The sequence below is a fragment of the Sulfitobacter sp. G21635-S1 genome (assembly GCF_027213915.1).
In the GTDB taxonomy this organism is placed as follows: Bacteria; Pseudomonadota; Alphaproteobacteria; order Rhodobacterales; family Rhodobacteraceae; genus Sulfitobacter.
Map to the genome: position 1 here is coordinate 1 of NZ_JAPWGV010000026.1, position 18,455 is coordinate 18,455.

Genomic DNA, 18,455 nt, shown 5'->3' on the forward strand with positions numbered 1-18,455 from the left:
GGTCGAGATGGAGCCGACGCCCTTGGCGGTTTCGATGTCGGCGCTGGTGAATTTGATGCAGTTCGTGGTCATTGCTCTTCTCCTTGTTTGCGTTGCAGCACGACGTGCGGTCATGCAGCTGGCCAAGGCCCGACCACTCCGAAGGCGAAGCGCAGCGGAGAGGGGCAGGCGCCGGTCTTTTTGCTGCGCGAGGAATGGCCCACCCCTGTTCTTTGGTGGGTCAGGGGAAAAAGATCGGCGACAACCTTTGTGGACGGGACGACAGCTGCGACCAGCGTGTCATGCAAAGCAACACATCGGGAGAAGTGCCCTGGCCACGAAGGAAACTGGGTGAACGGCCGAGGGAGATGCCACGAGTGTCTTGACTCCTTCCAAATTCACCGAAGATGAGACATAGTCCAGACGTCAAAGTCGCATCCCCAGGATCACTAACGTGCCGATAGTCTTCGCTGAAGCGCCCACGATGCGGAGGAGTGCTCGGCGCGATCAGAGCGTGGAACGAAAGACCGGGTCGCCACGAGACACAGCAACCACCCAATAGCCCTAGATGACAGCCCGGCTGGTTGGTTAGGTCAGAAAATGCGACAGGACATTTGACCAAGGGCCGCCGCTACCAACGGACGGGACATCCTCTCTAGCTCCGGCAAGCGTCGGCGACTTGTCCTTCCAGTGCTCATGCTATACGTCATTGACACATACACCGCCGAAACCTATATGGGACAAGAGATGACGCGATTGCAGACAGTGGTCGAACTGCCCGAATTCCAAAGGCGCGCCAAGGCAATCATGTCGGACCAGGAGCGTGAGGCGGCGATCAACTTCATTGCCGCCAATCCGGAAGCGGGCGTCTCTCTTGGCGGCGGATTACGCAAAGTCCGCATCCCGAGAGAGGGGAGCGGCAAGAGTGGCGGCTTCAGGACGGTGTATGTCTTTGGCGGGACCCATATGCCGATCTTTCTGATTACGGTCTTTGCCAAGAATGAGAAAGCCAACCTGTCAAAGACCGAACAAGCTGCTGCGGTAGAGATGAGCAAGGCGCTTGTCGCGAAATATGGAGACGCAACATGAGTGCATTTGAAACCGTATCCAAGGGCCTCGAAGAGGCTCTGGCCTTCGCGAATGGCGATTTGGCCGACGCCAAAGTGCATGAAGTTTCCGTGGCGGAGGTCGATGTCGCCGAAGTCCGGCAACGGACGGGCCTGTCCCAGGCCGAGTTTGCGAAGAGCATTGGCGTCGCGAAAGGTACGCTCCTGAACTGGGAACACGGGCGCCGGCACCCGACAGGCCCAGCACAGGTTCTGCTGGCATTGATCGCCAAGAAGCCTTCCGTCGTACAGGACCTCTTGCGCGGGGCGTGAACCGGGGCCTAAGCCCCGATCCTCTTGATGCGGATTCCGAGCTTGCGGGCCTTGTCGACGATGTTCTCGGTGATGCCCGAACCGGGCGTGGCAATCAGACCCTGTGGCATGGTTTCGAGCATCTTGTCGTTGCGCTTGAAGGGGGCGGCCTTGCCGTGGCTCTTCCAGTCGGGCTTGAAGACCACCTGGGTGATCCCACGGGTATCTGCCCAGCGGGCCGCGATCATCTCGGCGCCTTTGGGCGTGCCACCATGCAGCAGCACCATGTCGGGGTATTTCGCATGGGTGGCATCGAGGACGGACCAGATCAGATCGTAAGCCTGATAGTCCCCGCCTGAGAAAGCGATCCGCGTGCCTTCGGGGCAGTGCACCTCGGTCTCCTTGCGACGCTTGGCCGAGAGATAGGCCCGGCTGTCCACCACGGCGGAGGTGAGGCCGCGATGTGAGACCTTGGATCCGGTGCGGGGGAGCCAGGGCGAACCGGTGGCGGCCGAGAAGTGGTCTACGGCCAGATCGCGCATCTGCTCGAAGGCGTCGCGATGGTCCCAGAGCTTGAGCCCGATCATCTGGAGGCGCTCGAGTTCGACCGAGGCGACCTCGGAGCCGTCCTGTAGCCCCAAGCTTTCCCTGACCTCGAATTCGTTGTCGTCGAGAAGCTTCTGGATATGGGTGAGCCGACGATGGAAGATCGAGGTGAGGGACCAGAGCATCTCTTCGAGATTGTCTTCCAACTGGCTGCCAGTGAGGAGGCCGATGGTGGTGTCAAAGAGGGTCGCCATGGCGAGTTCGACTTCGTCGGGCTGGGGCAGGGGGCGGTGATCGGTCTCGCCGGGTCCCGGTGTTGCGCCGTGAAGTGCCAGGTGGTCGAGGATGCCGGAGGTCACGCCGGTCTCCTCTTGGATGTCTGTCTGATGGGGCATTGTCTGGTTCCTCTGTTTGATCTGACCCGATTTGGATGGGGCGATATCAGGACCGGCGGCGACCGGGCCGCATCCGTCAGGATCGGAGCGCAGCGGAGAATGCGCCCAAGGCCGGAAAATTGCTCCCGCGAGGAATGGCCCGAAGGGGCAGGGGAATTTTCTGGTTCGGGGGGCATTGCTGCCCGGGCGAGGGGCACTCTGCCCCGACCCGCCGGTCCATCGCTCCCCTTATCCAAACGGGATCAGATCGAACCCGCGGAACCTTTGCCCTGTCCGGCATCACCGGGGAGACTGGCGCTCATCCGTCCTCGATCTCCAGACCGTTTGCCTTCATGGCCCCTAACAGAGACCGGCGCAGCGCATCTCTGCCAAATGTCCGCAGATCATCGTTGAAATCGCCCAGTTCAGGGACGAGATAACCGCAGGAAATTCCTCGATATTCCAGTTGGTTACGCAATCTTATGGATGCATTGCGTCCGGCATCGTCATTGTCCCGCGCGATCCAGATGCGCTGAATCCCCGGCGATGGAATGAAGAGGCCGAGATGGGTGGCGGTGAGACAGGAGGCGAGGTCGAACTCCGGGAGAGCCGTTCCGATTGAGAGGGTGTTTTCGAGCCCTTCGCCGACGATGAGATCCGAGCGACCCGCGCCGGCCCAGAAGCGGATGGCATGGCCGTGCAGCTGCCCAAGGATCCGTTTGGGTCTCTCGATCGTGGCCAACCCGTCGGTAGACGGGTCGAGATAGACCCGCGCGCATCCGGTGATCTGGCCCCGTTTGTCGGTGATCTTTGCGAGCAGGGCAGGGGCCCTTCGCGGCTGATCGGGATCGTCCTCGCCCTGCCGCAGGAAGACTCGAGGGTGATAGCGCAGGGCAGGTCCAAGCCGTGTGATGCCGCGCCCCTGCAGATAGGTGGCGGCCGGGGTGCCAAGCACCGGCTTGCCAGCGGCAAAGAGCTTCCGCGCCCGCGCGATGCGTTTGGCGGAGGCTGCATCAGGGCGCTCAGCCCTTTGGGTGTCTCGAGGTGCGGCAGGGCAGGGGGCCTCGCCGAGAAAGGACCGGGCCTCCCTCAGCGTCTCCTTGAGCGTGACCGACCCAAGCCGTTCCTGCAGCAGGTCGATGAGATCGCCATATTCACCCGTCGCGAAATCTTGCCAGGATCCGGCCTTGCGCTCACCTTGAGCTTGCAGACGGATGGCGAGGCTTTGGCCCTTTGCACCGGACGTGTCGCCGACCTGCCAATAATTGCCCTGCTTACGACCCTCGGGGAAATACTGGCGGCAGAAACTCTCGGCACGGTCTGCCAGAGCGGCCGAGAGGTCTGCGATGCTGCGCCGCGCGCTCATGCGGCGACATCCGCTGCGCTGGCACCCACCGGGTGCTCAGCCAGAACCCGCGCCAGCACGTCAGTGCCATCCACTGGGATGAACACCCGAGTCTTCCACTGGATCACCTCGGCAAAACAACCCATCGCTTTCAGACGGGGCAGGGCCGCGCCCGACGCGCCGATCAGCTCAAGTCTCGGCTGTCCCATGACCAACGACCGGCGCAACTGGTAGCCGCCGAGGAGGTTCAGGGTCGTCCTGGCTTCCATCACCGCGCTGAGCACTTCCTGCGGCGACATCTCGATCTGACAATCGAGACCAAGGCGTGAATAGACATTCAGGAGCTGCTCCTGACTGACGAGACGGCCGATAGCGCGCTCCCCGTCCTCGGCCTGCAGGCGGTAAATGCGCATGTTGTCGGCAGGAAGCCGGTCCCAGATCGGCAGGAGGAGGCCGCAGATCAGCGTGATCTTCGATGTGGTGAACTGCGGCACCGCGTCGACCTCAGCCTGCCAGAGCTGTTCGAACATCGCATCGTCTATCTCTTCCCAGTGCGATTTCGAGAACTCGGTGAGGGCGAGGATCTCGGTCGCCATGGGCCGTAGCAGTTTCACCCGCAGGATCGGTACGCCATCCTCATCCATGAAGGCCGGCGCCTTCACCATCAGGGCCGCGCGTTTGGAGGTCTTGTTCCAATAGAGCGTCGCGCCTTTGTTATCAGCGCAGATGGCTTTCACGCGGGACAGGGTGAGCGGATCGTTTCGATCCGTACGCTCAACGGTCAGGGCGGTGGCCGTCGCCCCCGTCGCCTCATGTTCGAAGATCACCTTGCGGTCGACGATCTCGAATTTTTCGGCGCGCAGGGTCTCTAGCCCGACGTCCAGCGTGCCAGCCTGCCGTGCGTCCTCGATGATGGCCGAAAGTAACCCGCCGAAAGCCTCGAAGATCGCGTCCTGCATGTCGATCCGCAGTGCCAGACAGCGGTTCAGGAACTGCTGGATAGGCGGCAGATTCTCTTTCATCGTGCCATCCGCCTCATCGAGTGTCAGCCCGGTCATCTCCTGGAACCTGGCATATGAGCAGGCGTCGATCTTGCCCGCCCGCAGCTTGTAGAAGAACTGTCGCAGCGCCGCGCGTGCGTAGGGGCTCTCAAGATTGTCCTCGGCGCGGAACATGTTCTGGCCGCCGGTTTCGCGCTGCCCCTTGGTGATCGCCCCGAGCGTGTCGAGGCGGCGCGCGATGGTGGAGAGGAACCGTTTCTCACCCTTCACGTCTGTTGCGACGGGTCGAAACAGCGGCGGCAGCGCCTGATTGGTGCGGTTGGTGCGCCCGAGCCCCTGGATCGCATTGTCGGCCTTCCAGCCGGGCTCAAGGAGGTAATGCACCCGCAGGCGCTGGTTCTTGGCCCCGAGATCGGCATGATAGCTGCGCCCGGTGCCACCGGCATCGGAGAAGATCAGGATGCGCTTGGCATCATCCATGAAGGCCTGGGTTTCTCCGAGGTTGGAGGAAGCGGGACGCTTCTCGACCCTGAGCCGCCCCTCCCGCGTCTTCACGATGCGCCGTTTGCGCCCCGTGACCTCGGCCACAGCCTCCCCTCCGAAATGCCAAAGGATCTGGTCGAGGGCACCCTGTACTGGGGCGAGGGCACCGAGATGCTCGACAAGCTCGTCCCGCCGCCGCTCCGCCTCGCGGCAAATGATGTGATTGCCATCGCCATCGACGGCCGGGCGCGAGCGCAGATCCCCGCTCTCGTCGGTGTAAGGCTCGAAGAGCCGCGTCGGGAAGGAATGCATCAGGTAGTCCATGATGTTCTCGCGCGGCGTAAAATCGACCTGCAGATCATCCCACTCCGAAGGCGGGATCTCTTCGAGACGCCGTTCCATCACCGCCTCGCTGGTCGACACCACCTGGATCACCGCCGAATGACCGGCCGCCAGGTCTGCCTCGATCGAACGGATCAGAGAGGGGCATTTCATGGCGGTGATGAGGTGGTTGAAGAAGCGCTGCTTGTTGCTCTCAAACGCCGAGCGCGCGGCGGATTTCGCCTGGGGGTTCAAGGTGCCGGTATCAGACGAAATGCCAGAGGCTTGTAGGGCAGCCTCAAGGTTGGTGTGGATGATCTGGTAGGCATCAGCGTAGCTGTCGTAGATCGCGACCTGGGCGGGCGTCAGCTCATGGACCAGCATCTCGTATTCGACCCCGGCATAGGAGAGGGACCGCGCGAGATAGAGCCCAAGCGCCTTCAGGTCGCGCGAGATCATCTCCATGGCGGCGATGCCCCCGGCCTCCATCGCGGCGACAAATTCTGCCCGCGTCACGAAGGGGAAATCTCCCGTGCCCCAGAGACCGAGGCGCGAAGCATAGGCAAGATTGCCAACGACCGTCGCCCCGGTGGCCGAGACATAGAGTACGCGGGCGTCGGGCACGGCGTTTTGCAGCGCGAGGCCCGCAAGGCCTTGTTGAGAGGCCTTTTTGTCGCCGCGGTCGGACTTTTCGCCGGCGGCATTGGCCATGGCGTGGCTTTCATCAAAAGCGATGACCCCGTCGAACCCCTCGCCGAGCCAGGAGGTCACTTGCTCGAGGCGGGCAGCCTTGCCCTCACGTTCAGCCGAGCGCAGCGTGGCGTAGGTAACGAAGAGGATGCCCTCGGGCAGGCGTATGTCGCTGCCTTGGCGGAATTTTGAGAGCGGCACGATATCGCTTTCACGCCCGCCGAGCGCCATCCAGTCGCGTCGCGCATCCTCGATGAGCTTGTCGCTTTTTGAGACCCAGACCGCCCTGCGACGCCCCTGCAGCCAGTTGTCGAGAATGATACCCGCGACCTGTCGCCCTTTACCGCATCCAGTGCCATCACCGAGGAACCAGCCCTTGCGCAGGCGGAAGGCGCCTTCGTCACCCTCAGCCGCTGCAATCAGTTGGCCTTCGATCTCGCCACGCTTGAACAAGCCTTTGAGATGCGTCTCGTGTGCATTGCCCGCGTAGATCACGCTTTCGAGCTGCGGCGCAGAGAGGAGACCGTCTCGAACGAGGGTCTTCGGCAGAACGGGGCGGTAGCTCGGCACGGGCGGCGGCACCGAGGCCATGGCGGCGGATTGCACAAGTGCTGTCGGATGCTCCGCCGCGCCGTCGATCCGGATCGCCTGCAGGTCATAGACCTCGTAGACCGTGTCCTGCAACGTGCCATAGGGTTCGCTCCAGGCTTTTGGCAAGTAGTCGAGCGGGGCCGTCTCGATGTCGTCGAACGGATGCTTCGCGCGTTCCTCGGCGAGCGCACGGGTTTCTTTGCGTGCTGCGTTGCGCAGGGCGTGGAGGTTGGTGCGGGTCGGCTGAGACGGGACCGAAAGGGCCGATGTGGTGGGGCAGGGCGGGGGGCTGCGGCGTTCCGGGCAATGGGCGAGTACTACGGAGAGAAGATCACTCGTGGTCGCGCAGATCGGATGATAGGCGGCGTCAATATCAGCCGGTGCGGTCTCTTCAGCACCAGCCGCGCGCTTATCGATTACCGTCAACCGCGTGTCGATCGTGGTGCCATGCCGTGCGAAGACCTTGCCGTCGATGGGGGCCGAAAACACGACATCGGCGCTCTGGCCGATCCGCTGAAATGTCGACTGGAAGGATTTCAAAGAGGGACGGAAGCTTTCGCCGGTGATGACGACAAGCCGCCCACCAGGCGCGAGGCGTGCCAGGGCGGAAAGCACATGCTGACTGGTCGCTTGCCTAAACCGGCCCTCGACATGGTTGGCAGCGGAAAACGGCGGGTTCATCACCACGACCGAGGGCGTGATCGAGCGATCAAGACGATCGTCGATCGAGGCAGCATCGTGGTCAGATACGGCGGCATCGGGGAACAACTGCCCCAGTAGGGCGCGGCGCGTGTCGGCAAGTTCATTCAGCGCCAACCGTGCACCAGCGATCTTTGCAAAGATGGCCAGCATGCCCGTGCCCGTCGACGGCTCGAGCATCAGGTCGTCGTCCCGAAACCCGGCGGCCTGCGCGACGATGGCCGCGAGGGGCAAAGGCGTGGAAAACTGTTGCAGACGGATACTGTCTTCGGAGCGGCGCGTGTGAGACGGGGCCAGAGCCGTGAAACGTTCGATCATGGTGAGGAAGGCCTGCGGCGACAGTGCCTGACGCTGCATCAGCGCGCCGTAGCGCGAGAGTATAAGGATTTGGGCGACCTCGGCCGCCTCATAGGCGTCTTTCCAGACCCAGGCACCACTTGTGTCACTGGCACCGCAAGCATCTTCCATCGCGGCGCGAAGTGCGGCGGCGTCGATGGACCTGCCTGCCTCGAAAACGGGGACGAGGATTTTCGCAGCCTGCATCAGGTTTTGGGCGAAGCGTGGGGCATCCGGCAGGGCAGGGGCTTCGGGCTCGGTTGCAAGTTGGACGGAATGGGGGTGAGCGTTCATCGGCAATCTCCGGGGTTGAGGGTTGGCCCCGAGCCCCGCGTGCACTCTCTCACCCGGGAGGGGTCACCCCTCCCGCCCTGTCTCTCACTCTTTCATGGCCTCGAAAACTGAAGTCTTGGCAGCGAAAACTTATCCACAAAATCTGGGGATGACGCTGTGGGCGTTGTCGCGCAAACCCATGCCAGGCTGCTGGGACACGGCCGTGCCTGCATTTTGGGCACCTCCAGCGAAACGGACCCGACACACAGCAAGCTCGGGGACCGAATGGTCAACGAGGAGAAATCGCAAGAGCTCAGAATGGGGATCTGCAAATAAAAAGGCGACATCCGGGAGGAGGTGGATGCCGCCGATTATTCCGGATCGGCTCAGGGAGGAGGAGAGAACCGATCACAAGAGCGAACATAGGAGCAATGCTGCAGTCGCACAATGGGCGGGCTATGACTTTTCTGCAATGCAGCAATGCATGTCCGCGATCGGGTGCTGCCCATAGTTCCGGTGTGTGGCGGCGAGTTATTCTATGGATATGCGGTCAATGCACCGGTCGCGGGTGGCGCATGGGGATCGGACCGAGGAACGGCATTCCGCGCCTCCGGCAAACAATGCGTCTCATAGGCGCCAACAAACCCCCAGCAAGCGTCGATCTCCTCGCCACCCTGTTCGACGATGTAACCATAGACACGCCCACCAAGGTAAGAATCGTAGTCGGCGGTCTCACCACGTAAGATGTCTACAGCCTGTTCGCGCAGGGCCTTGGTCACGCGTTTTACACCGAATTCCTTTCGGACCGCTTCGAGCGTCACGTAGACGTAACCGACCTGCCCAGAATCCCACGGGCAGTGGAACCCGACGGTGTTCATCGCGAGACCGGAATGGTCATAGAGAAACACAGGCAGAATGATTGCCTTCCGCTCGGCGCGGTCCCGCAGACGATCCATCGAGAGATCGCTCTGATCCGAGACGCCCGCAAGATCGCGCAGGAACGCCTCAGGGCTGTCGTACTGATGGCTGTCACCCAGCCGATAGCGGCGGTGCCAGCAGATCAGCGTACCGAGGTTGCACCACTCTCGTGGGTCCTCAGCGTCGGGGTCGTGGTAGATCTTGATCGTGTGGCCCTGGTGGACCTCCTCGTAGACGGGATCTTGCATGTCCATGTCCTTTCTCGAAACGCAATCGACCCGCCAAGCCGGTTGTGGCGCAGGCGGGTCGATCTGGATGGGATCAGATGGTTGGTGAGTTTGCCGCCCGGCGGATCAGGCGGCGGCGCGATTCTGGCGATGCTGGACGTGCTCGACAGAGACCTTGAGAAGCCAATCCTCAAAGCCAAGAATGGTCTGGTGACCCGCAACCGCCTGGACCCAGGCCGCACGCGGATCGCTGCCGATCTGCGTCGGGTCGTTGTCGATCCGGCCATTGGCCATCCACGGTTCGGGTTGTATGCGTCCGAGCCAGTCAGCCAGTGACGGGATACGCCCCTGGCAGTCTTCGCGCACATGCTGCTCGCCGATCCAGCGGATCGGAACGACCCGGCCCGCGCTGTTGATCAGGCTGCGACCGAACACCCGCTCGGCATCATAAATCCCGACCGTATGATGTTTTTGGGCTCTGTGAACAAAGAGACCTAGGTGCTCTTTAGATGAGTCAAACCAGTCATGCACATGTTGGTAATCATCTGGAACACCGCCAAATCTACGGGCCGAGCTTTCGGCGTGGTGGAGAGGATGTGCCATGTCAGAGCCCCTCATGTTCTGTGGTGTCGGTCTCGATGAAGCGGTTCGAGTGGCTGACATCGATCTTGTCCGTCTCGAGCGCCCAGGTCAATTCGCCATAGCCGCCCTCGTTGTTTTCGAAGCCAGGGCTCAGCGCATAGGCAAAGTCCCAGCCGAAATCTTCGACCCGTCGCCGCAGCTCTTCTGTCAGGGTAATCGTGTCAGGCGTCACGACGACCTCCTCGACATTGCCGGAATCGCCATAGCCTTCATATTGCACGTCGAGGCCGGTCACGCCGAGGCCGCGCAGTTCGGTGAGAAGCGCCGCGCGGGTCTCGACCCGCTGTTCGGCTGCCCGTCTCTGGGCTTCGAGCATCTGCGCGTAGAAATCATTTGCTTGTGTCATATCTTCGGTCCTTTGGAATTGAGGGAGGGTGAGGGCGACCGTCTTGCAGGCCGCGCCCCGGAGGTTTCCTTTGGGGGGCTTCAGGCCGCAGCGTCGCCGCGTTTCTCAGCCGTCCGGTCAACCAGGTTGAAATACAAATTCTCGGTCGCGCGCTTGAACCCCGGCGGTTTGCGCGGAGCGAGGCAGCGCACCGAGGCGCTGCAGCTCTCGCCGTGCTCCATCGCGAACTGCGTCACTTGGTCGATCAGATCATCCATGCCCGCGGCCTCGATGCGCTTTTCGGGGTAGTTCGCCAGCATCTGGAACTGGGTGACGACGAAGGCGCCATCGCGATGTGCGGGATAGAGGGTGATCTGGTAGTCGAGTGTCTTGGCCATCTCTGGTCTCCTGCGGCAGGCCGGACACGATCATCGCGCCCCTTGGAACCCGCCAGCCCGAAAGGACCGCCCTTTGTGCAAGGGCGATCCGTGGCGATGTCGGTGAAAAAGGGGCGTCAGTATTCCGACGGCAGAAGCAGGGTCAGGACCCGGCGCGTCTGATCAGGATCGGAGGGCTCAGGCGAGCCATAGGTGTAGTCGACGTCGTACAGGTCGATCTTGAACCAGACCTTCGTGCCGTCGAGGTCGATGACGCCCATCTCGTGCCATCCTTGCGGGTCGCTGTCAGCGTTGAACGCGTCAAATGAAGCCACGCTGCGGGTGAGAGCAAGCTGGGCATCGGGCCCAAGCGCTGCAACGCCACGGGTCATCACGAACTGGCCCTGCGGGGCATCGGTGACGAGGATATTGCCAAGGATAGAGCGACGAAAGGCGTCATTCTGCGAAGCGACGAGTGCGGCTTCCTTAACGGGATCGAGGTCAAGTGTGGTGGTCATGGGATATCTCCGGGACGGGCCCGCCGATCCGATATCGGCTGTTGGTAACCCGTCAGCCGGAAAGGGCCGCCCTCGATGTGAGGACGGCCCAAGGCTCATGTCGTGATCAGGTCAGCGTGCGGCTCGTCAAGCCGCATCCTCGCTGAGGAAGGCGGGCAAGGACGACGGTTCATCGCTCTCGGCGTCGCTCAGAGAATCTTCGGCGGACACATCCCCCTCCTCGGTCTCCGGCGCTTCGCCTGCCATGTCGGCAACAGCCTCCGCCGCACCGGCAAACACCATCCCGTCGGGCAGCCAGCGCGTCGTCCTGACAACCGTTGCGGCGTCGAACCCTTCCGTCTCGCCGGCCGTTTCCGCGAAGGCCCGCTCCATCGCGGCCGCGATATCGCCCTTACGCTCGCGATTGCGATCTTCGGCGTAATCGTCGCCAATGAGCTTGCGCGCGGTAGCGACCGCATGCCCCTTGTTGACCCGACCCCAGTAATTCTGAGCAGTCGGGCGCCAGCAGGCCGCCACATCGACGTCAAGACGCGCGCCGATCTCCTCGATGATCGGGGAGGGGCGATTGTCGGAGGAAAGCTGCGGCTTGACTGCCAGACCCGTCGCCCAGGCGAAAAGCGCCTGCTTGGCGGCAATGGGCAGCGCCGACATCGCCCGGAAGTTTTCGGGCTTCTCCAGCGTAATCCAGTTGGTGGCGAGGCCCTGCTCCAGCGCCTCGAGCATCTTCTGGGCAACAGTATCCGAATGCAGCACCTCGCGGTTCTGCGCCTGGAAGGGCCGGATCGAGATATCGAGCGCCTCGTTGTTGTAGGACCGCCCCAGAGCCTGCTCGCAGAGCGCGTAGAGCATCGCATCGAACGCCACCTCGAAATCCGCCGCCAGATGCGCCCGAAGGATATGCTGACGCGTCGCGCGCAGATCGTCGGCGAGGCTCGCCGAAATCCCGTTCGCCTTGCGCAAGGTCGCGGCCGGGTCGGAGGTGGGCACCGGTGTCGAGGAGGTTGGCGGCGTCACGTTCGGGCGGACAGGAGACGGGGCATCACCCGCGTCAGCACTATTTTCGCTCGGGACGACCGCAGCGGGGATATCTTCTGGCCGCACGAGGCCTTTCTCGACACGCAGCGCGCCGTCATGACCGATGGTCAGAACCACGCCCGCGATGGCACGATCTTCGTCCGCGTAAGGCTGCCGTTCGCGTTGCAGGGCCTCGATCTCGCGCAGGCGCGGCTCGATGGCATAATATTCTTCCGTCTCCGCGTCCGTCCAGTCCTCGCCGTCATTCTTCGCCGCCAGTTCTTCCTCGCGCGCAATGAGACGTTCTTCTTCGGTGAGCAGGTCCGGATCGGGGTCGATGTCCTGCGGATAGACCCGCCCGAAGCTGCGAAACGCGCCGTAATCCACCGAGAGATGCACCTCGACCCATTTCCACGTTCCCTCGAAGGTTTTCGCCGCAGCCTGCAGCTTTTCGATGGCGAGACGCTCTAGGAGTTCGGGGTTCTCCATATGGGCGCTGGCGCGGTCGTCGAAGAGATCGCGCAGCAGAACACCACCCGCCGCCTCATAGGCCTCAATGCCGACAAAGCGCCCGATGGCCGAGTTCGCCGAATGGGCGGTCTCGGTAAGATGGCGTTTGATGCTTTGCGGATGGATGTGATAGCCGCCCTTCACTGCGTTCCAGACCGCCAGCTGGCGATCATGGTCGTCGGTCAGTGTGAAAGCCATCACGCATTCAAGGGTCAGATCACCCGCGCGGAACTGCTCGATGATCTCGGGCGCGACACGGGCGAGTTTGAGGCGGCGGCGCACCAGGTCGACGGAGACGCCGAATTTGAGCGCGATCTCGTCTTCGCTGCGGCCCTCGGCGATCATCGCCTCAAAAGCCTCGAACTGGTCGGCGGGGTGCATCGCCGCGCGCTGGAGGTTTTCAGTTGCAGAAGTAAGGATGGCGTTGCGCTTATCATCGACGAGGCAGGGCACGGGGTGATCGGCGGGGATGACGCTGTCCTCAGCGAGCTGCTTCAGCGCCTTGAGGCGACGACCGCCGGCATCGACTGCAAAACGTGTCTCTGACAGCGCATGAACCACCAGATTCTGTTTAATTCCGGTCTCGCGGATACTGACGAGGAGCTCAGCATCGTCGCTGGCGCTGGCCGCAACTTTTCGAACGTTGAGCGGGCTCGGCTCCAACTGGTCGAGCGGGATCATCCGGATGTCGGTCCCGCCGCCAGGCACGGACAACTCAGTGGCTTCGGTTTTCTTCGCAGTGGCGGGTTTCGGGCGGGTTGTGGTCTTGGCCATGGTCAGGGTCCTTGTCACGCCGGACCCGGAAGAGCCTCTCTCTATCCTTTCAAGCCCGGCACCCGGGCTTCCCTTTCTCTGGCTTTTTCTTGTGTTCCCTTACATGAGATCGTTTTGCACAGGCTTTGCTGTCTCCAAAGCCTACAGGCCTAGCTCACTGTTTGATTTTCCGAACCCACTTCCGCGAGCAAAATCTGCCGAATTGAGCTTTCAATTTTGACTTTACCAAATGTTGAAGCATCTCGGAAAACTGACTTCGTTTCGCATTCGAAGCAAATCAAGTCATGCTGACGGCCGACAACTTTTAGACCAACTGAACTTTCCCCGACATGGACCACATAGACCTCGCATGCTAGGTTCGCGCCTGCTTTCACCGGCGCATGGAATTGTAGGTCCATAGAGACAAAAGGCATGGCCGTGTTTCTTTCCGTGAGTAGAAAAAGCCAGCCCCGGCCTGAAAGCAAATCGTCCCAGAAAGTCTCGATCGCTTCCAGCGCGAAATTCGTAATCCGGCCAGTAAAGGCGATTCCCAGCTGGTCACAGTCGCCAAAGAAAATCCTGCGTTCGAAGGCAAATCGTGGTTTAAATTCTGTTTCTGGTACATTCATTGCAGCGTTACGGGCTCAACATTTCTTTGTCTCTGGTGCGTGACAGCGATAGGAAGGAATAGTTTTCCGGTCATTATGCCATGCGCCGGAATTCGGCGGGGGTCGCGCCTGTCATTTTTCGAAAAGTTCGACTAAAATGACTCTGATCTGCAAAACCGCAGTCAAGCGCGACCACTTTCAGGGGGGCATTACCCTTTCTCAGCATCTCCTGGGCCTTCGATATTCGCTTGCGCAAAACATATGCATACGGTGCCAACCCAAACTCCGCCTTGAACTGACGCGAAAAGTGAAACTGGCTGAAACCGATAGATGCGGCCATGTCTTCCAGACTGAGGTTTTCACCTAAGCAGCTTTCAACGAGATCGATGATTCTCTGCCTTTGAGCAGGGCTGAAGTTCGAGTTTGCGTCGCTGGTCAAAGAGACCTTGGCGTACTGACGCAGAAGGTGAACGGCGATCTGGCTGCGCAGGGCGTCGATGATCAATCTCTGGCCGATTCCACCGTTCTTTAGCTCATTCTCTAGCAATTGGATGCAGTTCAGGATACAGGGGTCCTTCGCAGATAGCCAATCATTGATCTCAATGGACTTCGGGTCACGATCAAAGACCGAAAGGGCCGTGTTTTCGAGTTCGCTGTGATTGAGATAGACGTGTCTAACCGTGATAGGCTCGGACCAACTCCAAGTGGATTCCTCTGCACGCGTGAGCAAGGAAATCCTACCTTTCTCTACGCGCGCGCTTTGCCATGGGCCGCCACTCGTGCGGCGCATAGTGGTTGGCGCGCCATCATATGCAACAATCATATAGTCGCGCATGGGGGGAATTGCCGCGTCTTGTCGCTCATAACGATAGCCCTTCAGGGTAATGCCGTTCCAGTTGCACCCGGAACTGTCCAACGTAGTCGTGCCGGGAATCCATTCGGGTATCCGGTCCGGTGATATGAGCAATCTTTCCATCTTGGCCTCCCTGAACTTTTTCACGATCGTCCGCTTGAGCTGAAATTTCGGCTTAGGTCGTCTCGCGCATCCGCGGTTCTTCTCGAACGATATCCGCTTGAGTCAATCTATCGATTTCAGCTTCTGTCAGTCCAGCCTCGCTAAGCAACTGCCTACTATGCTGCCCGAAGCGAGGCGGTGCCGCGCGAACCGCTCCGGGGGTACGCGACAAGCGTGCTGGCACGCCGGTGCCGCGGTAGGTGCCAACTGATACCACCATTCCGCGATGTCGGGTGTGTGGATGCTCCAACGCTTCATTCACATTCCGAACGACTCCGGCGGGAATCCCAGCTTTCAAAAGCACCGGCTCAAGTTTGAAGGCGTCATGTTGCACCAGGCACTCTGACAAGACCTCTGTCATCTCTGACCGATGCGCAAGACGCGCGGCATTGTCGGCAAATCGTGGATCGCAGGGCACCTCAGGTAGGCCAAGCACGTCACAGAGTTTTGCGAACTGACCATTGTTACCGATAGCCAGATAGAGTTTGCCATTACTTGTTTCGAACATGTCGTATGGTACGATATTTGGATGCCCATTGCCGGTCGCCATTGGTATCTGTCCGGACATGAGGGAATTAGCCGCTTGGGGATGCATCATGCTGATCGCGCAATCATATAGCGGCACTTCGATGGCTTGGCCCAATCCGGACCGGCCCCGTTCCAAAAGTGCGGCGAGAATAGCGTTACAGGCGATCAGACCGGTGCCGATGTCCACGATGGGCGTACCCATGCGTGTCGGGCCTTCGGAGGGATTGCCGTTGATGCTCATGAGGCCCGTCATAGCTTGTACCACGGCGTCATAGCCGGGAAAACCGCCAAGTGGGCCATCGGAACCAAATCCAGTCACGTGGCAGAGTACCAGTCTAGGAAAACGTGCCCTGAGAACATCATCATAACCAAGCCCCCATTTTTCAAGAGTACCAGACTTAAAATTGTGAACTAAAACATCTGCATCCTGAAGAAACCGCAATATCAGGTCGCGCCCTTCCGGTTGCTGCAGATCGATAGCGATGGACCGCTTGTTGCGGTTGGCGCCAGAGAAATAGGCGCTGAGTTCATCATTGAAAGGCGGGCCCCAACTGCGGGTCTCGTCGCCCAGAGGCGGCTCCACCTTGATGACCTCAGCGCCATGATCCGCAAGCATTTGGGTGCAGTAAGGCCCGCCCAGCACGCGGCTGAGGTCGACCACCTTGATCCCGTCCAATGAGCCAGCCATCAAAGCGCCTCCTGATAGAGGCGCGACACATCTTCGGCTGTCATGTCGCGCGGGTTGGTCTCCAGCAATCGCGTGATACCGGTCACGACCTCATTAGCCATTCCGGGAATGGCTGCCTCGGTCACTCCGACACCAGAAAGTCGAGACTCAAGTCCGCTTTCGACTAGCATCCGTTCCATCTCGTCGATCAGGCCATGGGCCGCAGCCGCATCAGAGTTAAAAGGCCGCGAGGGCAGTAGTAACCGCGATAGACGAGCATATTCAGCTTCTGCAACGGGCATGTTGAACCTCATCACTGGTCCTGCGACCAGAGCGTTTGCGTGCCCGTGAGGAACCTTGAAACCTGTTCCCAGTGGGTATGACAAGGCATGAATCGCCCCCACGCTGGCATTAATGAAGGCCATCCCAGCCAGTGTCGCCCCCAACAGCATGGCCTCTCGCGCTGACAGGTCCGAAGGCGTTTCCATGACGATTGGTAAGTTCTGACCGAGAAGCACCAGCGCTTTGTCCGCCATTCCATCGGAAATGGGATTCTTTCTGGTGCGACTGGTTACTGCCTCAATGGCGTGAACCATTGCGTCTAACGCCGTGGCCGCTGTGATGTGACGAGGCATTCCCAATGTTAGCTTTGCATCTAGCAAGGCAACGTCAGGCAGAAGCTGCGGTGCATATACCGCTTTTTTTTCGTGGCTTTCCGAAGTCAGCACGGACACCCATGTTACCTCTGATCCGGTCCCTGCCGTGGTTGGCACCTGAATCAGTGGCAAGCGTTTATCGGTGACCTGATTGATCCCGATCATGTCCGTAATCGGTTGATCGTTGGCTACCGCCGCTGCGATGACCTTGGCAGTGTCCAGTGAACTGCCGCCGCCAAGTCCGATGATTCCGTCAGCACCAAAGGCCCGCGCGACCTCTACCGCGGCCTCGACGACAGCGATCGGGGGGTCCGCTTTGACTTTATGAAAAATCTCAACCTCGATGCCAGCAGCCCTAAGTGAGGCGGCTGCCTCGTCCGCAAAACCACAGGCCAATATGCCCGGGTCCGTCACGACCAGCGCACGGGTGCAAGACAAATCTTGCATCAGGCTGCCGATCCGGCCAAGCCCACCGCTCTCGCAGACGATCCTCGGGGTGGAAAGGAAATTGAAGTCCATAGTTTGTCTTCGCTCCTGTTAAGCTGCTGCAGTGCGGATCATATTCCGCGCGATCAGTATTTGCTGAATCTGGGTTGTCCCCTCGTAGATGCGGAAGAGACGCACATCGCGATAGAAGCGCTCGACCGCATATTCGGCCATGTATCCTGCACCGCCGTGGATTTGCACTGCGCGATCGGCCACTCGACCTACCATCTCACTGGCAAACATCTTGCAGCAGGCAGCATCAGTCGACACGTTCTGACCAGCGTCCTTGCGGCGTGCTGTTTCTTCGATCATGCAACGCGCTGCGAAGGCCTCGGCGCGACTGTCAGCCAGCATGGCTTGGATCAGTTGCTTTTCAGCGATGGGTTCACCGAATTGTTTGCGTTCAATCGCATAGGATAGGCTGTCACGGATCAGCCGTTCGGCGGCGCCCACACAGACGGCAGAAATATGCAGTCGGCCCCGATCAAGGACTTTCATTGCCGTTTTGAAGCCCTTGTTCAGACGGTCCGGCCCGCCGATGATGTTCGAGGCAGGCACGCGGACATTGTCAAGGATGACGTCGCATGTGTGCGAACCCTTCTGCCCCATCTTCCTGTCAGGCTGGCCAAGCGTTATGCCCGGCGTCCCTGCCTCGACGAGAAAAGCGCTTACGCCGGCAGAACCTTTCACCTCTGGACTGGTCCGGGCAAAAACCGTGAATAGATCGGCACGCGGCGCATTGGTAATGTAGCGCTTCGTGCCGTTCAGTAGGAAATCGTTTCCATCACGCCGCGCAGTGGTGCGCAGACCGCCAGCATCCGAACCAGCATCTGGCTCGGTTAGGGCGAAGGATGCGATCATATCTCCGGAGGCGAGAGCTGGTAGATACTTCGCCTTCTGCTCGTCGGTTCCATCGATGATGATTCCCTGCGAGCCGATCCCGTTGTTTGTGCCAACTAGCGACCGGAACGCAGGCGAAGCCTGGCCAAGAACGAAAGCGGCTTGCACTTCCTCTATCATCGACAAGCCAAGCCCGCCGAAATCCTCCGGGATCGACATGCCGAAAAGGCCCATCGTGCGGATTTCATCGACCAGCATAGGCGGAATCACATCTTCATCGGCGACGCGATCCTCGTAAGGGATTAGTCGCTCTTTCACGAAGCGGTCGAGCGCGTCGAGAAACTGGGAAAGGGTATCTGTATCAAGGGCCATTAT

The 18,455-nt window shown here is 60.4% G+C and carries 16 protein-coding genes; 2 read left to right on the plus strand and 14 right to left on the minus strand.

All coding sequences use genetic code 11. The features are described from left to right. Window positions 1-675: 675 nt before the first annotated feature. Both O4H53_RS20920 and O4H53_RS20925 read left to right on the plus strand, forming a co-directional pair. Window positions 676-1,068, plus strand: a complete 393-nt coding sequence (locus O4H53_RS20920) for a type II toxin-antitoxin system RelE/ParE family toxin (protein ID WP_199488385.1) — start codon at window positions 676-678, stop codon at window positions 1,066-1,068. Then, a complete protein-coding gene (locus tag O4H53_RS20925; protein ID WP_064225043.1) occupies window positions 1,065-1,358 on the plus strand; it encodes a helix-turn-helix domain-containing protein in 294 nt (97 codons plus the stop codon). The genes O4H53_RS20920 and O4H53_RS20925 overlap by 4 nt, the downstream gene beginning before the upstream one ends. An 8-nt stretch (window positions 1,359-1,366) precedes the next feature. Here the strand turns inward: O4H53_RS20925 and O4H53_RS20930 are convergent, their stop codons facing one another. The 14 genes from O4H53_RS20930 to O4H53_RS20995 form a co-directional block, all read right to left on the minus strand. Then, entirely contained in the window at window positions 1,367-2,278 is a 912-nt protein-coding gene (locus O4H53_RS20930) for a DUF2493 domain-containing protein (protein ID WP_064225044.1), read from the minus strand. Window positions 2,279-2,576: 298 nt separating this feature from the next. Further along, window positions 2,577-3,623, minus strand: coding sequence for a DUF7146 domain-containing protein (locus tag O4H53_RS20935; RefSeq protein ID WP_064225045.1), 1,047 nt, complete (start codon window positions 3,621-3,623; stop codon window positions 2,577-2,579). Beyond that, window positions 3,620-8,017 carry a strawberry notch-like NTP hydrolase domain-containing protein gene (locus tag O4H53_RS20940; RefSeq protein ID WP_114512584.1) on the minus strand — a complete coding sequence of 1,466 codons (4,398 nt, stop codon included), beginning with the start codon at window positions 8,015-8,017 and terminating at the stop codon, window positions 3,620-3,622. The genes O4H53_RS20935 and O4H53_RS20940 overlap by 4 nt, the downstream gene beginning before the upstream one ends. 515 nt (window positions 8,018-8,532) lie before the next feature. Beyond that, complete coding sequence (locus tag O4H53_RS20945) at window positions 8,533-9,162, minus strand: hypothetical protein (protein WP_037931030.1); 630 nt, start codon at window positions 9,160-9,162, stop codon at window positions 8,533-8,535. A gap of 105 nt (window positions 9,163-9,267) precedes the next feature. Beyond that, on the minus strand, window positions 9,268-9,744 hold the full coding sequence (locus O4H53_RS20950) for a DUF6915 family protein (protein WP_037930962.1): 477 nt from the start codon (window positions 9,742-9,744) through the stop codon (window positions 9,268-9,270). Between the two features lies 1 nt (window position 9,745). Further along, complete coding sequence (locus tag O4H53_RS20955; protein ID WP_009804230.1) at window positions 9,746-10,129, minus strand: DUF6878 family protein; 384 nt, start codon at window positions 10,127-10,129, stop codon at window positions 9,746-9,748. Between the two features lie 80 nt (window positions 10,130-10,209). Then, the gene (locus O4H53_RS20960; protein ID WP_009804229.1) at window positions 10,210-10,506 is read right to left on the minus strand and encodes a hypothetical protein; all 297 of its coding nucleotides are present in this window, start codon (window positions 10,504-10,506) and stop codon (window positions 10,210-10,212) included. Window positions 10,507-10,622: 116 nt separating this feature from the next. Continuing rightward, a complete protein-coding gene (locus tag O4H53_RS20965; RefSeq protein WP_009804228.1) occupies window positions 10,623-11,003 on the minus strand; it encodes a DUF3768 domain-containing protein in 381 nt (126 codons plus the stop codon). 126 nt (window positions 11,004-11,129) lie between these two features. After that, the gene (locus O4H53_RS20970) at window positions 11,130-13,301 is read right to left on the minus strand and encodes a ParB/RepB/Spo0J family partition protein (protein WP_269366930.1); all 2,172 of its coding nucleotides are present in this window, start codon (window positions 13,299-13,301) and stop codon (window positions 11,130-11,132) included. A gap of 149 nt (window positions 13,302-13,450) precedes the next feature. Further along, on the minus strand, window positions 13,451-13,909 hold the full coding sequence (locus O4H53_RS20975; RefSeq protein WP_007120589.1) for an acyl-CoA thioesterase: 459 nt from the start codon (window positions 13,907-13,909) through the stop codon (window positions 13,451-13,453). Window positions 13,910-13,982: 73 nt separating this feature from the next. Then, complete coding sequence (locus O4H53_RS20980; RefSeq protein WP_227511477.1) at window positions 13,983-14,864, minus strand: helix-turn-helix domain-containing protein; 882 nt, start codon at window positions 14,862-14,864, stop codon at window positions 13,983-13,985. A 52-nt stretch (window positions 14,865-14,916) separates the two neighbouring features. Beyond that, window positions 14,917-16,119 carry a CaiB/BaiF CoA transferase family protein gene (locus O4H53_RS20985; protein ID WP_037930974.1) on the minus strand — a complete coding sequence of 401 codons (1,203 nt, stop codon included), beginning with the start codon at window positions 16,117-16,119 and terminating at the stop codon, window positions 14,917-14,919. Then, on the minus strand, window positions 16,119-17,273 hold the full coding sequence (locus tag O4H53_RS20990) for an iron-containing alcohol dehydrogenase (RefSeq protein ID WP_037930977.1): 1,155 nt from the start codon (window positions 17,271-17,273) through the stop codon (window positions 16,119-16,121). The genes O4H53_RS20985 and O4H53_RS20990 overlap by 1 nt, the downstream gene beginning before the upstream one ends. 18 nt (window positions 17,274-17,291) lie before the next feature. Continuing rightward, window positions 17,292-18,452: an acyl-CoA dehydrogenase family protein gene (locus O4H53_RS20995; protein ID WP_037930980.1), complete on the minus strand. Its 1,161-nt coding sequence runs from the start codon at window positions 18,450-18,452 to the stop codon at window positions 17,292-17,294. Window positions 18,453-18,455: the final 3 nt, after the last annotated feature.

Bases quoted from the DNA above. Each gene is read 5' to 3' on its own strand.
- O4H53_RS20945 (WP_037931030.1), bottom strand. From the start codon at position 9,162: ATGCAAGATCCCGTCTACGAGGAGGTCCACCAGGGCCACACGATCAAG.
- O4H53_RS20965 (WP_009804228.1), bottom strand. From the start codon at position 11,003: ATGACCACCACACTTGACCTCGATCCCGTTAAGGAAGCCGCACTCGTC.
- O4H53_RS20920 (WP_199488385.1), top strand. From the start codon at position 676: ATGCTATACGTCATTGACACATACACCGCCGAAACCTATATGGGACAA.
- O4H53_RS20990 (WP_037930977.1), bottom strand. From the start codon at position 17,273: ATGGACTTCAATTTCCTTTCCACCCCGAGGATCGTCTGCGAGAGCGGT.
- O4H53_RS20950 (WP_037930962.1), bottom strand. From the start codon at position 9,744: ATGGCACATCCTCTCCACCACGCCGAAAGCTCGGCCCGTAGATTTGGC.
- O4H53_RS20940 (WP_114512584.1), bottom strand. From the start codon at position 8,017: ATGAACGCTCACCCCCATTCCGTCCAACTTGCAACCGAGCCCGAAGCC.
- O4H53_RS20980 (WP_227511477.1), bottom strand. From the start codon at position 14,864: ATGGAAAGATTGCTCATATCACCGGACCGGATACCCGAATGGATTCCC.
- O4H53_RS20985 (WP_037930974.1), bottom strand. From the start codon at position 16,119: ATGGCTGGCTCATTGGACGGGATCAAGGTGGTCGACCTCAGCCGCGTG.
- O4H53_RS20975 (WP_007120589.1), bottom strand. From the start codon at position 13,909: ATGAATGTACCAGAAACAGAATTTAAACCACGATTTGCCTTCGAACGC.
- O4H53_RS20925 (WP_064225043.1), top strand. From the start codon at position 1,065: ATGAGTGCATTTGAAACCGTATCCAAGGGCCTCGAAGAGGCTCTGGCC.
- O4H53_RS20935 (WP_064225045.1), bottom strand. From the start codon at position 3,623: ATGAGCGCGCGGCGCAGCATCGCAGACCTCTCGGCCGCTCTGGCAGAC.
- O4H53_RS20970 (WP_269366930.1), bottom strand. From the start codon at position 13,301: ATGGCCAAGACCACAACCCGCCCGAAACCCGCCACTGCGAAGAAAACC.
- O4H53_RS20930 (WP_064225044.1), bottom strand. From the start codon at position 2,278: ATGCCCCATCAGACAGACATCCAAGAGGAGACCGGCGTGACCTCCGGC.
- O4H53_RS20995 (WP_037930980.1), bottom strand. From the start codon at position 18,452: ATGGCCCTTGATACAGATACCCTTTCCCAGTTTCTCGACGCGCTCGAC.
- O4H53_RS20960 (WP_009804229.1), bottom strand. From the start codon at position 10,506: ATGGCCAAGACACTCGACTACCAGATCACCCTCTATCCCGCACATCGC.
- O4H53_RS20955 (WP_009804230.1), bottom strand. From the start codon at position 10,129: ATGACACAAGCAAATGATTTCTACGCGCAGATGCTCGAAGCCCAGAGA.